At 37.6% G+C, this 14,787-nt stretch carries 13 protein-coding genes; 4 read left to right on the forward strand and 9 right to left on the reverse strand.

All coding sequences use genetic code 11. The features are described from left to right. Positions 1–212: 212 nt before the first annotated feature. Positions 213–2,975, forward strand: coding sequence for an FmdE family protein (locus tag QFX38_07235; protein MDI9624662.1), 2,763 nt, complete (start codon positions 213–215; stop codon positions 2,973–2,975). 85 nt (positions 2,976–3,060) lie between these two features. On the opposite strand, the gene QFX38_07240 is transcribed toward QFX38_07235, so the two are convergent. From QFX38_07240 to QFX38_07265, 6 genes are all read right to left on the reverse strand, one after another. Further along, positions 3,061–4,827 carry a thiamine pyrophosphate-binding protein gene (locus tag QFX38_07240; GenBank protein ID MDI9624663.1) on the reverse strand — a complete coding sequence of 589 codons (1,767 nt, stop codon included), beginning with the start codon at positions 4,825–4,827 and terminating at the stop codon, positions 3,061–3,063. A gap of 14 nt (positions 4,828–4,841) precedes the next feature. Further along, a complete protein-coding gene (locus QFX38_07245) occupies positions 4,842–5,075 on the reverse strand; it encodes a cytochrome b5 domain-containing protein (protein MDI9624664.1) in 234 nt (77 codons plus the stop codon). 49 nt (positions 5,076–5,124) lie between these two features. Beyond that, positions 5,125–5,358, reverse strand: coding sequence for a ferritin-like domain-containing protein (locus QFX38_07250; protein ID MDI9624665.1), 234 nt, complete (start codon positions 5,356–5,358; stop codon positions 5,125–5,127). 4 nt (positions 5,359–5,362) lie between these two features. After that, positions 5,363–5,677 (reverse strand): ferritin-like domain-containing protein, encoded by a 315-nt coding sequence (locus tag QFX38_07255; GenBank protein MDI9624666.1) that lies wholly within the window; start codon positions 5,675–5,677, stop codon positions 5,363–5,365. Positions 5,678–5,747: 70 nt separating this feature from the next. Next, positions 5,748–6,131, reverse strand: a complete 384-nt coding sequence (locus tag QFX38_07260; GenBank protein MDI9624667.1) for a hypothetical protein — start codon at positions 6,129–6,131, stop codon at positions 5,748–5,750. A 129-nt stretch (positions 6,132–6,260) separates the two neighbouring features. Then, positions 6,261–6,512 carry a hypothetical protein gene (locus tag QFX38_07265; protein MDI9624668.1) on the reverse strand — a complete coding sequence of 84 codons (252 nt, stop codon included), beginning with the start codon at positions 6,510–6,512 and terminating at the stop codon, positions 6,261–6,263. A gap of 425 nt (positions 6,513–6,937) precedes the next feature. Between QFX38_07265 and QFX38_07270 the strand changes: the two genes are divergently transcribed. Next, positions 6,938–7,072 (forward strand): hypothetical protein, encoded by a 135-nt coding sequence (locus tag QFX38_07270; protein ID MDI9624669.1) that lies wholly within the window; start codon positions 6,938–6,940, stop codon positions 7,070–7,072. A gap of 1,751 nt (positions 7,073–8,823) precedes the next feature. Here QFX38_07270 and QFX38_07275 read toward each other — a convergent pair. The 3 genes from QFX38_07275 to QFX38_07285 all read right to left on the reverse strand — a co-directional run bounded on the left by QFX38_07275 (position 8,824) and on the right by QFX38_07285 (position 11,893). Next, positions 8,824–9,282 carry a hypothetical protein gene (locus QFX38_07275; GenBank protein MDI9624670.1) on the reverse strand — a complete coding sequence of 153 codons (459 nt, stop codon included), beginning with the start codon at positions 9,280–9,282 and terminating at the stop codon, positions 8,824–8,826. A gap of 313 nt (positions 9,283–9,595) precedes the next feature. After that, a complete protein-coding gene (locus QFX38_07280; protein MDI9624671.1) occupies positions 9,596–10,516 on the reverse strand; it encodes a hypothetical protein in 921 nt (306 codons plus the stop codon). Between the two features lie 1,203 nt (positions 10,517–11,719). After that, complete coding sequence (locus QFX38_07285; protein MDI9624672.1) at positions 11,720–11,893, reverse strand: hypothetical protein; 174 nt, start codon at positions 11,891–11,893, stop codon at positions 11,720–11,722. A 147-nt stretch (positions 11,894–12,040) separates the two neighbouring features. Here QFX38_07285 and QFX38_07290 point away from each other — a divergent pair, with 147 nt between their 5' ends. Both QFX38_07290 and QFX38_07295 read left to right on the forward strand, forming a co-directional pair. Next, positions 12,041–12,760: a glycerophosphodiester phosphodiesterase family protein gene (locus QFX38_07290; protein ID MDI9624673.1), complete on the forward strand. Its 720-nt coding sequence runs from the start codon at positions 12,041–12,043 to the stop codon at positions 12,758–12,760. A 1,594-nt stretch (positions 12,761–14,354) separates the two neighbouring features. Continuing rightward, a partial coding sequence (locus tag QFX38_07295) for a hypothetical protein (GenBank protein MDI9624674.1) occupies positions 14,355–14,787 on the forward strand: 433 nt, incomplete at its 3' end.

Genomic DNA, 14,787 nt, shown 5'->3' on the forward strand with positions numbered 1-14,787 from the left:
GAAATGCGTTTGTGACACTCTTCTTTACTCAAATTAGGCATGAATACTGCTGGTGTGATCCTTTCCTTAAACTACTTGTTATTACTTTGTATTTAAATTGTACAAGAGAATGTAATAATATATATTTATATATTATTATTGCTAATGGTTTTTTGATGATAAAGGGAGGTGGAGTTGGATTGCAGAGGAAGGTTTTTCTTTTATTGTTACTGTTGACTTCCTTGGTTTCTGTGGGCGCTGTTTCAGCAGCAAACAGCACATGTGAAGTAGGCCTGAAAATAACCTATGAATACCCCGATGATATAAACCCAACAATAGAAAAACTCACAGACTCCAATGGACAAGAAATAGAATTCCAAAAATACTTCGACCCAGCAGCAAACATCACCAAGATAACATTCCAACACCCACAACCAGAAAAAGGATTCAACATAACAATAAAAGCACCAGGATACCAAACAACAACAAAACAATTCACACCAACCAAAAACCCAACAAACCCACAAGACCCAAAATACTACACACACCTACAAATACAACTAAAAGCAACACAAACATACAAAATAGGAAGGGAAGTGACCCAAAAAGCCAGGAACTTGCTCAAATTTAACAATACAAGTGAAATTCTTGTAATAACAACCGCTGGTATAGTTAAATATAAAAATAGCACTTCGGAGGATGCGATTGAGGGCATTTTAAACGAAGCAAAGGGTGCGATAAGCTATGGAAAAGGGAATCTAATAATCCTTAAAAAGACAGCTGTTGACCCTCTAATATTCGCATTTGTCATCAAAAAGGGCAATGACCTAATATTAGCTTATTATGTCAACAACACCCTCATATACAATGGTACAGTGTCCCAAAACATGACGCAAACACAATGGAACAACCTTGTAAAGAAACTAGGAGCAAATACATTCCCAATAGCAAGCCTAGCAAACGCTTGGGCACTAGGAGCCCCAATAGACTTGCTAAAAGAGGCAGCATTCCACGGACACCTATGTAGTGGTTGCATAAGCGGATATGCAATGAGTAAAACACTCTACATATATTATCCCCCCATAGTAGACTTCTCAACAGGATCCCCAATAGAAATGACAAGTTATATAACAATTGGCGTGCCAGGAGGATCAGATGACGACGCATTAATCCTAGCACTTGACACAACACCCGGAAAAAGATCATACATGGGATACAACACCACAGAAGATCCCAGCCTCGTGGGCTTCATAAGATGGAACAGCCAACAGAAAAAAGGAACACTCATAGTCATGAAATTCGATGAAAATGCCCTTAAAGCCGCCTTCCAAAAAGAAACAGGTATAACAGTAATAGATGATACATTATCTGAACTCAAATTCAATGCCTGGATGGTGAAAAAAGTTACAACCGACCCAACATCAGTTATTACAATCGTCAAAGAACTTGAAAACCTAACAGAAGAACAATACTATTACCTAGCTGGCAGAGAGGTCAATTATGCCCAGGTAAATGAAACCCACGGCCTCGACATGAACTATATTAACAACCTCAATCTCCCAAAAGCCACAAGGGCGAACAACACCCTACAAAAGGGTAATCTAAGCTACGAAGATCTTAAGAAAATAGGAGCAGATGCTGCGAACCTTGTAAAGCAAATTTTCATGAACGAAAAGGGAATCCAACTCGAAAAAGATGACTTGAACATCGCGGTTCTAACATCAGCTGGCTACGTTTATCTCAATGGCCAACCCACAGATCCATGCTACGATGGAATATTCGAAGTCCTAGGGGCTAGATTGAGTAGAAAGAATCTCCTACCCGTACATCAACCATTCTACAAGCCACTCTGGTTCACATTCGTACTAAAGGGATATGATGGCAAAACCTTAAATTCAGTCTTCATATTATATGATCCCACAACAGGACAATTAATAGCAAAAGGATCATCTAATGGGACAAAAGTGAACGACATCGGACCAGAAGCTCTAAATGATCCTGTGAAAGACAATGCAAATGCACAAGTATTTGGATCAGTATACTTCAATATCGAGAGTATAGCCAACGCATGGAAATATGATGTACCATACGACCAGCTAATGGCATTCCTATTCCATAACCATGTCTGTCCAGGAGTGCAACCAGGATTCTTCATAACAGAATATGCACTTGAAAACTATCCACTCACAGAAGGCCAGAAATACCTATGGTTCGGTACAAGCATTTACTGCAAAGACGACGCACTACTCTATCTAATGGGTGTAACCCCAGGAACTGGAACATACTTTGCAAAGAGAGTACTCCAACAAGAAATAGAATCGCCTATGATCCCAGGCGGAAGCGAAGAAGGCATACTAATAATCTGGGATGAAATAAACAATGTGGGAAAAGCCATTTCATTCACTTTCAAGTGGCCAACGTTCGATTTAAGTGACCGGAGAACAAGGAATGCCATGTTCGAAAAATGGGCCGCAGCATTTATAATGCTCTACAAAGGTGAAACACCAAATTACATGCAATCACCAATGGTACTGGCAAAGGGGAGTGAAAAGTGGATAACAAGGGAAGAATTTAATTACATTATATCAGGTGCAGCTGGAACACCAATATCATATCTAAGATCAATACCAGATAGACAATTCTCTGATATAGTGCCAAGCATCCCTAGCAGCCCCAGTTCTCCAAGCGTTCCTGGCGTTCCTGGTTCTCCAGGTACTCCTGGCATTCCTAGTGTTCCTGGCGTTCCCGGTGTTGGTGGTGGTTCTGGTGTTTCTCCTGGTTTCGTTGGTTCTTTTGTAGGTGTTGCTTCAGGGGCTGCTGGAGCTGCTGCTTCTCCCGGTCATGAAGGTGAAGGGGGTAAGGCTTATGAAGTTACAAGGGCTTCTTCTGGTGGCGGTTCAACGGGTAGAGGATGGTACATTTATGGTGTCATAGGAGGTCTTATATTGATCGGTCTTGCAGCGTTCGGGTTCCTCAGAGGCGGCTTCAAAATCTAACCCCCTCACCCACACTTTATTTTCCTTTTTTCAGATTAGTGGAGAACATGAGAAAATTTAATTTAGTTCTCTTTTTTGGTTGGTATTATCGGTTTTTGATTATGAAGCGTCTTGGATCTGTGTCGATATCAACTAAAACCGGTTTATCATGATTAAGGGCTTCATCAACCGCTTTTTCGAGTTCTCTTGGATCTTCTACTTTGATTCCTATTCCTCCGCAGTTTTCGGCGAAGCCTGCGAATTCGCAGTCCTGGAGTCCTGTCTGCCATATGGGATAGTTTTCAACCTTCTGTTCTTGCATTATCATGGCCAGGTGTTTATTGTTGAATAGGAATACTTTTATGGGAAGTTCATATTTTACGGCTGTTAGGAAGTCACCCATTACCATTGAGAAGCCGCCGTCACCTGTTATGCATGCAACTTGTCTTTCTGGATATTCTAGTTGGGCTGCGAGGGCTGCTGGCAATCCGAAACCCATAGATCCAAGGTAACCGGAGAATAATACGCGTTGTGTGCTCTTCATTTGGAAGTTGCGCCCGAACCACCAACCATTCTCGCCAACATCCAATGTTATTATGGCATTATCATCTAGTTTCTTGTTCAGGACGCTTATGATATATTGTGGTCTTAGAGGGGTGCTTTTGGGATCTGCTTCTTCTTTGAGTAGTTTTAACCAGCGACTTTTAAGTTTTTTCATCCTTTTCCTGTAGTCTTTCTTTTCATCTTTTTTTATAAATTTAAGGATTTTTGGGATTACAATTGCTGATCTGCCAATTATACCTGCCTCGACTGGATATCTTCTGGCTATCATCATGGGGTCGATATCAACTTGTACCATCCTTTTTTGGGGTATCTGTGTAAGATCAGAAAATGATGAACCAATAACTATAAGAAGGTCTGAATCTCTGACAAGTTCTGCAGCGGCTGTTGATCCTATGGTTCCGTGGCTGCCCACATATAATGGGTGGTCTTCATCAACTATGCCCTTTCCCCTGAATGTTGTTACAATAGGCGCATCTATTCTTTCAGCCAATTCTATGACATGTTCCCTGGCTTCTAGGCTCCCGAAGCCCGCGATTATGACAGGCTTTTTTGAGGCGTTGATGATTTCAGCTGCCTTTTTGAGGTATTTTTCGTCTGTTGTTATGCTCCTGTTTGGGATGTTGTTTTTGAATGGTTTTATTTTTTCGTCGCACTTTAGGCTTTGTATGTCCCTTGGAACATCTATGTGGGCGACTCCACCAAGTAGTAGTGCATGTTTTATCGCGGCAGTCACAAGGTTGGTGGTCTGGTCCGGTGATACTAGTGTCATGTTGAATACAGAGAATGGTTCAAAGAATGCGTGTTGGTCTATTTCTTGGCTTGCACCAGTACCTATCCTGTTCCTTTCCACTTGTCCTGTGATTGCAAGTACAGGGGCCCTGTCGAGTTTGGCATCATATAAGCCCGTTGCAAGGTTTGTTACTCCTGGCCCCGCTACTGTAAGACATGCTGCGATATGTCCTGTGAGTTTGGCATAAGCAGATGCCATGAAAGCTGCTGTCTGTTCATGCCTTACTTGTATATAGCGTATATTCTTGTTTTTTCTCAGAGCATCTACTAGGCCGAGGGAGGAGGTCCCAGGGATCCCGAAAACGTATTTAACGCCCCATTCTACCATCTGGGCGATGAAAACATCAGCAACTGTATTTGAAACCGGTTTAACACCCTCTTTTGGGGTGAGTTTTACAAAGAGGCTCTTTGAGGCGTTACATACTGGGCATCTCCACTTTCTTGGGAGTTCTGAAAATTTTTTCTCCTCTTCTTTTTCGCTGTAGACATAATTACATACTGTGCATCTATACTCTGCCATTAAAACACCAAATGTTACTTTTTAAGGATTCCTATGATTGGAAATCTTTCTAGGAATTCTATGCCATGTGGTGCCTCCGATATTTCATCTGTTAAGTCTTCGCCAGCTCGGTGTGTTACTTGATGTTCACCATCTTTCCATAAGAAACTCTCAGATACATCATAGACTTTGCCATTACATGCAACATATGCTGGGGCGCCATCCTTACCATTGAATTTTTTAAGATCCTTTAATGCGAATTCTATCAATTATAGCCCCCCCAAAAAAAGAGAAAAAAATTGAAAAATGGAAAAAGTTCTATTCAAGGAATTTTCTCACGAATGGTGATGTTTCACCTTTTCGCATGAAATGTCCTGAGGGTCCTTCACCTAGGAATTCTGAGAACCATGCTTCGTGTTGTATCTCTTCGTGTAGGATCGAGAGTGAAAGATCATAAGTTCTATGATCTTTACCAGCTGTTATGTTACATATGTGTGTGTATTGACGTACAGCACACCTTTCTGCCTCTACAAGGACTTTTAGTATCTCCATTGTATCATTGGTTTTTTTTAGGTAGGTAGGCTGGTGGACAACCAGATATGTCATGGAAATCCTTCATGTTCTGGGGAAGTTCCCCTCCAAGCTCGTATATTCTTGGAACAAGCGCTTCGAAATGATTCCTGTCCTCTATCCTCGCAGCTTCCGCTATCTCTTTCACGCCTTCGCCTTCAAGTCCTATAAGGTTCGCTCTGAGTATAGTATAATAGTAGAATGTTGTAAGTTCTGCAGCAGCATTTTTAACCAAAAGTTCTACGAGTTCATCAACATTTATCCCAGATTTTTCAACCATTTCACGCGTAACCTTAGCCATTATAATACACCATCTCATATTTATTAAATGACGATCATAATAAAGCTTTTGTTAAATTTGGAATTCCCATCTATCTAGGGCCACACCCAATATCATCATAAACAAAGCCTATTAGTGAGCTTATTGTTGCAAGATCTACGTTACCTTCACGTTGACATTCTGGGATAAAATCTTCCATGACTACGAAGATCATAGCACCCGCTGCGAAACCCAAAGCATATGGTAGTATGCCAGTGAAAATTGTCACCATCAAGGCCGCCAGTACGCTTATGATGATTTCAACAAGGCCTGATAATTGCCCATAGAAAAAGATTTTCCATTTTGATCGTCTTTCACCGTACGGCAGTGAAGCAGCAGCGCCTTCAAACAAATTTCGCATGCCAATCCCAAACGCAAGAGAAATGGGTGCTGTGATATTCCCCTTCTTTACAACTGCACCGAAGGCCACGCCCACAGCAAGACCTTCCGGGATATTATGGATTACAATAGCAAGAAAGAGCAGCCAATTTTTTATGCCAATTTGTTTTTAATCCTTCAGCATCTTCTACCGGACAGACAAAGTGCAAATGTGGTATTATACGATCTACCAGGAACAAGGATATACCACCTTGCCAAAAAATCTTAAGGTTGCGGATAACCAACTTAAAGGACCATAGGAACTAAATAGTTCTATTGATGATGTGAGAAGAAACCAGAAACTCGCAGCTATCATCACACCAGCGGCAAATCCGAGCGATGCATCAGGGAATTTCCTCTTAGCCTTGAAGGCTATGAATACTGTTGGGGCGCCAGCAACTGTCATGAGCCAAGTGAAAACTAGTTGCCAAAAAGGCATTTATAACTGCCGTAAATGCATACATCATAGATATTAAACTCCCTAATATAAAATTACGAAGTTACCACTCGGATTATAAATTGAGCTTTCATAGCAAATTTCTTCATAACACTCATTAATTGAAAATAACCCCCCCTAAATGGCGTTTGGACATTGCAAAATATTATGGAATTCAAAAAAAGTTATAATTTCTTTTTTGTCTTTATTAGGAATATCATCCCTTAAAGAGTATATCTTCTACTTTTAAGCAAAGTATGGTGTTGAATCACCTTCGAGTTTCATAGAATATAGGGTTAAACTTTGGATTGGCCAGGATTAAAATATGATTTTTCAGGTTATTATCTACAATATTATCGGTTACTTTAGAGTGCTAAAATAAGAAATCTTTTTGCTCCATGGCTCTCTATGAATATGCTCTCTTTTTTTTGTATAGTGAAGAAAAGAGCACAGATTATAAGGATATGAAGGGTGACATATACAAGTTTAAAGTTAATGAAAATGGCTTGAAAACTGCTTTCATTGGAGTTATCTGGGAGGAAACCTATAATGCATTTTTATAATGCGATAAAAAAACATTACTTAATTCCACTAGGAGAGATCAACATTCAATGGATCCGTTGCACCACCACCAAGAATATGCTACTGGAGTAGTGGAAGGAATTTCAAGAAGATCTGAAGTTGAATGATATGATGCCTTTTTTTGATATAATGCTTTGGAGGGAGTGGCCATTGTATTAGGCGTTTGAAATGGTCCATATTGTACCCGCCAACAAAAAGAAGGAAAAAGATTCTCCAAAAGTATCACGAAGGAGGTATTGGATATAATTGGGGGGCTGTTCACACAGTAACATGTAAATTACTGGAGTTTGAAGTTTTCCACTTACCAGGGGTAAAATATGCCCAATATGGGGATAGTTGGAACCGGAAACTTAAATACAAAAAATTAGATTAACCATGATATAACGAATTGGATTGGCTAAGATCTTATTCATATTTTAAGATACCTATAATCTCTAATTTTAATGTTTTTATACCCATTTGAACTTTTATGATGTATATTTGTTCACTGGGGGGCGTGTCTTAATACTAATTTTGGCTTCGTCACTTTTAATCACCTTTTTCCTATGAATCCCTATGGTATGACTAAGAGGCGATTAAAGGTTAGCTATTCTTTGCAGATGACTAAAATTGAAAAATAGCAGTAAAAAGAGTCCAAAATTTTATTTGGGGGGGTCAAGTGGGATTTTATAATTTTAATAATACAATTCTGAATTGGGAAAATTTTCATGATTCTTCCATGAGATACTCTGCAATAAATCTTGCAAATTTGTATATCCTCAGGTTATTTTGTAAATTATTCATAAATTTTTTCTATATCTATTTCAGCATACATATGGACTTCCTGAAACCTGCAGCCAGGGCGAATTTATCCACAAAATCTTCTGGTAAGACTTATATCTCTCCAAGTATTTCTATCACTTCACTGTAAGTTTCCCGGTTTAAATGATCATTTCACCAATATCAAGAGGATTTTAGGGAAACTTCTAGCTACCTTTCAACAGCCCTTTCAATGTGACATCCTTTTTCAGATATTCTAGGCCATGGGACTGATAACTCCTTACTATTTTCAGGTATTCTCTTAATCTTTTAATTTTGATGAGATTTCATTTATAATCCTTGGCAGGCTCCTATCGATGGCTATTTTCGCATCCTATCAATATTTCCTATCCAAATATTCTGAGATGATATTTTTTTCTCAAAGATTATCCTTCTATCATCATCTTTCAAAAGTATTACACCTTTGACGATATCATAATTCAAAAAGTGAGGACAACTTAATAAAGTTTGCATCTCATTAAAGTGGCTGAGATAACCCCACTGAATTTATTTCAGTTTTAAATCAGGCATAAGTACGATCAAATCCAATTCATGGCTTTAACATTTTTGGAACGTCTTCGGGATCCAAATATTGGAAACTCATGAAAATTATTGAGTTAATAACCTAACGAATGTTATTAACGATCATCCCCCATCAATTTGCAGAAATAGTAAAGAATAGAGCTCACTTACTTTTATAGGAAAGTTTTTCTATGAACATATCCAAGTCGTGAAAATATTGGGCTCATTAGATCTGAAAATATTTTGTCTTTTCAACTCTACCAGGGGAATTTTTCCAAGAGCTTGAATATTCTTCTTTTTATCTAGCACATAGTGAAACTACCATAATTTCATGTTTTTCTAAGGGCGATAGATAAGATGGTGCAAATACAATTCTTTGTTCATATTGTTTTTTTGAGGCTAGTCTCTGGTGTTACCAGTATTTGTTTATGTGTTCTCTGATTTTTGGGTTTTTTGTTAGAAAGTTATGGATTTCGTTATAGATCATTGCTCCTTTTGTTGATAACTCTTCTTCTTTTTCTAGGACTTGAGTTGCGAGGGAATAATCGCCTTTTTTCATATATTCTAGTCCACTTTTCCATGATTTATATGATTCTAGGTATAGACGATCTGCTTTTAAATATGATCCTATTAGTTCCTTGTATGGTCCATCAGCATACTTATATGCTTTTTCTTCGAATGAAATCATCTCCTTTTGCTTTTCTATTATTTTATCTGCGTTGACAATGGCCTTGTCTAGCTCTCCTTTACTTGCGAGTTTGTTGGTTTCATCGATTATTTCACCTTTTTCATCATTAATTTTACAAGCTTGTGACATGTATTTGTCCCTTTGTAAGTTCTTATATTCAGTGTAGGTGAAATAACTGATCATAGTTATCGTAATAATCAATATTATTGGTAGATATTTTCTCTTCAGTTCTCGGCACCTCCTAGTTTTTTTTTGGTTGGTTAATTTTCTTCGTATTTTCTGGGCATGATACAGTTGTAGACAGCCCCCCTTTTTAGTGTTTTTTTGCGATATTCATTGATAACCTGACTAATAGTTTACGAGAGAAATAATTAGAGATTTTTCACTGTTCATTTAAGTGAGTTCTAGAAATCATGGACTGCCTTACCATACTTTTGGCATACTATTGGAATTGCTGAAAATTTAAAACATTTAACAGTTGATGGTTCAATCACTATTATCTGGTAAGCACGCTTAAAAATAAGAAAAAAATGTAAATGAATATTAAGAGTATAGCCTTTGGGCGGGTGATCCCACCTTTACTCCTCAGAAATGTTATAAAAATGAAAATCAATGATATTAGAAAAATTGATACAATGTGGAATTCTCTCAGATCAGTTACCGGGATTGGTCTAATAACTGCTACCATACCCAAAATTAAGGTAGAGTTAACGATTGTGCTTCCCATTATGTCACCTATTGCCAAACCTTTGTAACCATGAAGTATTGAAATGGTTTCAAATGCGAGCTCTGGGAGAGAAGTGCCAAAAGAGATCAATATTATACTTATAAAGAAAACAGGAACCCCTATTTCAGCCGCGATCAAAAGAGCATAATGAACCAAATATCTAGAACTAAGTAAAAGAATTATTAAACTTGCTGAAAACAAGATTAAACTCAATAGAAATTCTCTTCTATCGACTATCTCTTCCTCTTCAAAACCTCCCAGCCTATAAACCAGCAAACAATAAACAATGAATACTATAATCAAAAATAGACCATCAAAATTGGATAAAACCCCATCCAAGACCAAAAAGATGGGTAAAAGGGCCATGAAAAAAGGATAAATAAGTTCATTTTTGATTTTACTAAAGCTAACTTCCCCAGCAACCAATACTGCGCTTCCTATAATCAGGGACAAATTAACAACATTAGAACCAAGAACGTTTCCCAAGGAAACTTCTGGCACGCCCTCCAAAACAGAGCTTATACCAACAACTAATTCAGGTATACCAGTGGCAACAGCCATTATAATGAAACCGGCAGCAAAATGGCCCAATCTAAGATACGAAGATATTTTAGAAATGGATCTTGTAGTTACTATGCCACTTAAAATGAGCAATACCAAAAATAATGTGAATATCAGATAATTGTACATGTTAAAATTTTAATTTTCGATAATATATAAAATTTTCATGATTAGGCTCCACAATGGGTGGATTTATCAGGAAAAAACATCCCCCCTTGCTTTATTTTCTATGTTGGAATTGAGGGGGGTTCCCTTAAGATGTTTCATATGCAAATTTATATTATCCATGGGGGGGTTCTGACTCTTATAGTTTAACTAACTAAAATTTTCAAAAGAATCTGTTTAATTATTGAGAAAACTCCACCCCCTTGCTGGTAAGGTTTGATCGTGAAAAGTATATAAACTCGAGAAATTTTTCTAAAAGATTAATATGAACCTGGTAAAAGAAGATAAGAAATTTGAAAGTATCAGTGAGCTTTTAAGTTTTCTAAGAATTTAGTTTGGATGTTTATTGTTCATCATAAGATTATGTGTTATTCTTAAGATGAGAATTTATACCGGATATTTCCCAGTTATGAGCTGGGAATCATATGGTATGATTACATCTGTAAGGAAGGGTGCGATTTTGATCTCTTAATCTACTGCTATTCCTATCTGATTGGGTAAAGCCCCATAACTTAATATCGATCATCTCCAATGATTTTATAAAAGAATTCCTTTTCTAGAAATTTAGGGAGAGTATAGGCTATTTTCTCCCCTAAGCTGTTCTTTTCAAAATTCTTGGAATGTCTTCTTCGGATGATGGTCTACATGAGAAAAGTTTATATTGAAATAATTATATTCAATAGGGGGGTGTGAAATGGCCAATTTTATTATAATTTCCTCACATGTTGGGATTACCAATTGGGCCTTTTTCAGGGCTATTCTGTCCATAAGATGGGTGTCATCTGCGAATAAATTTATAGTAAAGGGGGGATCCTTTTGGAGTAGATGTGCATGTGACCTCTCAACTCAAGTGTTAAAAACTCGGTATTTGTTAGATTATAATTTCATAAGAAGTGGGGGGGTCACTTCCCAGTTCAATGGATCATTACTAATTGGGGGGGTTACTTGTCCATGGTCTTCATAATACAATTTTAAACCCATTATTTACAAGGATACACATCAAATAATTCCCTTTAATTGTCTTTAGGTGAGTTTTTTCCATGTTTTAATGTTTTGCTGATTAAGCTTTGGCTTTTTCTTAAAGGTTTATATGTGAGAGTTTTGATCAGCGAACTTTGGAGTTTTGTTGTTCAAATCCAAGTTTTTTTGACTTTTTTGTGTTGGAGTCTATTGGTATATGTCCATTTGGACGCAGTAGAGTTCTTCTTCCACGTTTCTTTTTTTCATCTTCTTTTTGGAGGATTTTTTTATTTGGATTGGTTCCACTTCAGGGAGACTGCCATCTAATGGTATGAATTTGGCAACCTCTACTATCTCCCTTTTTCTCTTTTTCTCGGGCAAGTGGATCACCTAAATGTTATTTTGATCCCCCACACATAATAATATTATCACTAGCTAGTATGTGGTTTTTAAGTGTTGAATTGAAAAACCAAAAAAAGGGCTCAAATGTTATTTGAGGGTAAGTTTTATCCAGGGGGTTTTTGTTACATGGTGGAGTTTATAGCTCATAGGGGGGCTTCTTATTTTGAACCTGAGAACACTTTGAGGGCTGTTAGAAGGGCTGTGGAGATGGGAGCTGATAGGATTGAAGTAGATGTTCGCCTCAGCCAAGACAATGAACTCATTGTGATACATGATCCCACCGTGGATAGGACGACAAATGGCACGGGCAGAGTAGATAATATGACATTCCAAGAACTTAGAAGTTTAAATGCTGGGAAGGGAGAACATATACCAACATTACAGGAAATCATAGAATCTGTTAGGGATGTGAAACTTGTAATAGAGATGAAAATCCCCGGTATTGAAGAGATGGTCTTAAAGACCATCCATAAAAACAGGCTAGAAAATGTATTGATAACATCATTCTATCATAGAAGCCTCCAGAAAGTTAAAATTTTAAACGATAATATAAAAACTGGAGTAATATTTTCATGCCAACCTCTAAGACCAGAAATATTAGCATTAGACGCTGATTCAGATGCAATATTCCCAAAAGGAAAATTTGTAGACCCTGAAATGATAAAAAGAGTTCATGAACATGACATACTCATATACCCATGGACAATAGACAATCCAAAAAAAGCGGAAAAACTGATAAGAATGGGAGTAGATGGTATCGTGACAAACAAACTGATAGGCCCATACCAGCCAAAAGTTGAAAGAGCGCCTACTTTCACCAAAACAAGTAAAAAAAGAACTTTATGAGGGCTACCAGTATCAGCTACTCCATGCTATCAACTCACCTAAATTGTAGGAGTTCATAACCTTTTATAGCCTTTACTGAAAATCTTTTAAGTTTGAATTCTTTATATGAAGACATATTCCATAATGTTAGGTTTCTCACTTTTCATCCTCACAATTTTTTGAGGATTCTTATTCGCAGAAAAAAAACTTCAACTATTTTTGGTCTTCAGCTTCAAGTAGGTTGTATAAAGTGCGTTACTATCAGTATTATAGTGCTTTCTTTGTCATAGAGGCGTGCATCACCGCAAATTTGTCCCCCCGCATTTTGCATGCCTTTACGAACATTTATAAAATCTGATAGATTATCAATAAAACTTGTACCATTGCCCTTATCATGTCTAGGCGTCTTTTACAATAGTTAAATATACCACAACCATCCCTGAATTCATATAGAGCTTCCCTCGATTTTGCTGGGAAAACATCACCTTGACGAGTTTAAATTGAATTTTTCCTTTTCAAGGTTTCTTTTAATTCCATAATCAGAAATGGCCTCCACACATTAATTTTCATACAATTTATCACGATTATAGGAGATTGATTGTGAACAGTTCTTATATTATCCTCACCATATTCTGCACTATCTGTGGAGGTCGCTATTACCATTTTATCAACCTGAAAGCGCCTCAGCCAACTTTTGAAGCAAAAGTGGGGATTTTAAATTCCGTGAGAACCACTTCGTCTATCAAAATATAAACTGCTTTTTTTTAATTGGACTCCCCCACTTTAAAGGGATTATTTTTGGATAAATAGGAGAGCTGATATGCTAACGAAGAATAACTGATCGATAATATTATTATTTCTTCATATCACTCACTTTCTTGTTGTTTTCCATAAATTTGCCTAACGAGATAAACTCTCCAAAATCCAAAATAAATTTTTAAGAAAGTTTTTAAAATAGGAAAGCAAAATATATATTCATCGAAAAATGGGGGGTGAAAAAGATTAGAAAATCAGTGATCGCACTTCTTCTTTTACTACATTATTCATCACAATTGGATCAGTTTCCGCAGCTACTAACGAAACCAACACATCACCAGGGGATAATACAACCCATAAAATCGCGGATCAAAGAGAAGACATACAATCTTCCCCATCCACAAGCTCTACTAAATCGATTTCAAAGGCCGACCCAACACTTAATGTCACAAAAGGATCCTGGGACATTATAGGCCTTGACCAAAACAAGCCCGAAACTGAAGGTCCAAACCAATACCTTGTACAAATCTGTATCAACAACAATGACACCCTCACAGCAACCAATGTAACAGCAAATTTCACATGGACAACATACAACCAATACATAGACCTTGCACTAGGTGAAACTGCAATAAAAAACCTTGGAGACATACCACCAGGTGCAACAGTATACGCATTCTATCTAATCAATGTTGAAAGGACACAAAATGCGCACCTCACATCAAGAAACTACACAGTAACTGTTAGCGGGACAAACACACCCACATATACTATCACAGGACAACTTTACGTCGAAAAACTCATATCACAAAACCGCAATCAAATAATCTCCATAACAGCAAGTAACACAACACCAGCAATGGGAAGCATAATAACCATCACCATGGTATCAACCACAGCATCAACCTACGACATTGTCAACCTACCACTCGCCTATAATCCAACAATACTCCAACCATTGAATGTCACAACGAGCTATGCCGCAAAAACAACCAATAATGTTAGTGTCATCAATCCAGGGACAACAGGCTTCCTTTCAGTATGGTATTTCAAAGTTATAGGGACAGGACAAACAGAAATATATGGCATTATAACAGACCGAAGCGGTTCAAGCTACCATTACAATGGAGACTACGGTGAAAACATAACAATAGAGGTACCATCCGCAGACCTTGGAATAACGAAGAAAGTGGACAACCCAACACCAAGATACGGTGACACCATCAAATTCACACTGAATGTCACAAACATCGGACCAAACACGGCAGAAAACGTCGTAGTCGTGGATGTTC

The sequence above is a fragment of the Methanothermobacter sp. genome, from assembly GCA_030055615.1.
Taxonomy (GTDB): domain Archaea; phylum Methanobacteriota; class Methanobacteria; order Methanobacteriales; family DSM-23052; genus Methanothermobacter_A.

Excerpts from the sequence above, each read along its gene's own strand:
- QFX38_07240 (MDI9624663.1), bottom strand. The coding sequence starts at position 4,827 with ATGGCAGAGTATAGATGCACAGTATGTAATTATGTCTACAGCGAAAAA.
- QFX38_07250 (MDI9624665.1), bottom strand. The coding sequence starts at position 5,358 with ATGGAGATACTAAAAGTCCTTGTAGAGGCAGAAAGGTGTGCTGTACGT.
- QFX38_07255 (MDI9624666.1), bottom strand. The coding sequence starts at position 5,677 with ATGGCTAAGGTTACGCGTGAAATGGTTGAAAAATCTGGGATAAATGTT.
- QFX38_07265 (MDI9624668.1), bottom strand. The coding sequence starts at position 6,512 with ATGCCTTTTTGGCAACTAGTTTTCACTTGGCTCATGACAGTTGCTGGC.
- QFX38_07275 (MDI9624670.1), bottom strand. The coding sequence starts at position 9,282 with ATGATCAGTTATTTCACCTACACTGAATATAAGAACTTACAAAGGGAC.
- QFX38_07280 (MDI9624671.1), bottom strand. The coding sequence starts at position 10,516 with ATGTACAATTATCTGATATTCACATTATTTTTGGTATTGCTCATTTTA.
- QFX38_07290 (MDI9624673.1), top strand. The coding sequence starts at position 12,041 with ATGGTGGAGTTTATAGCTCATAGGGGGGCTTCTTATTTTGAACCTGAG.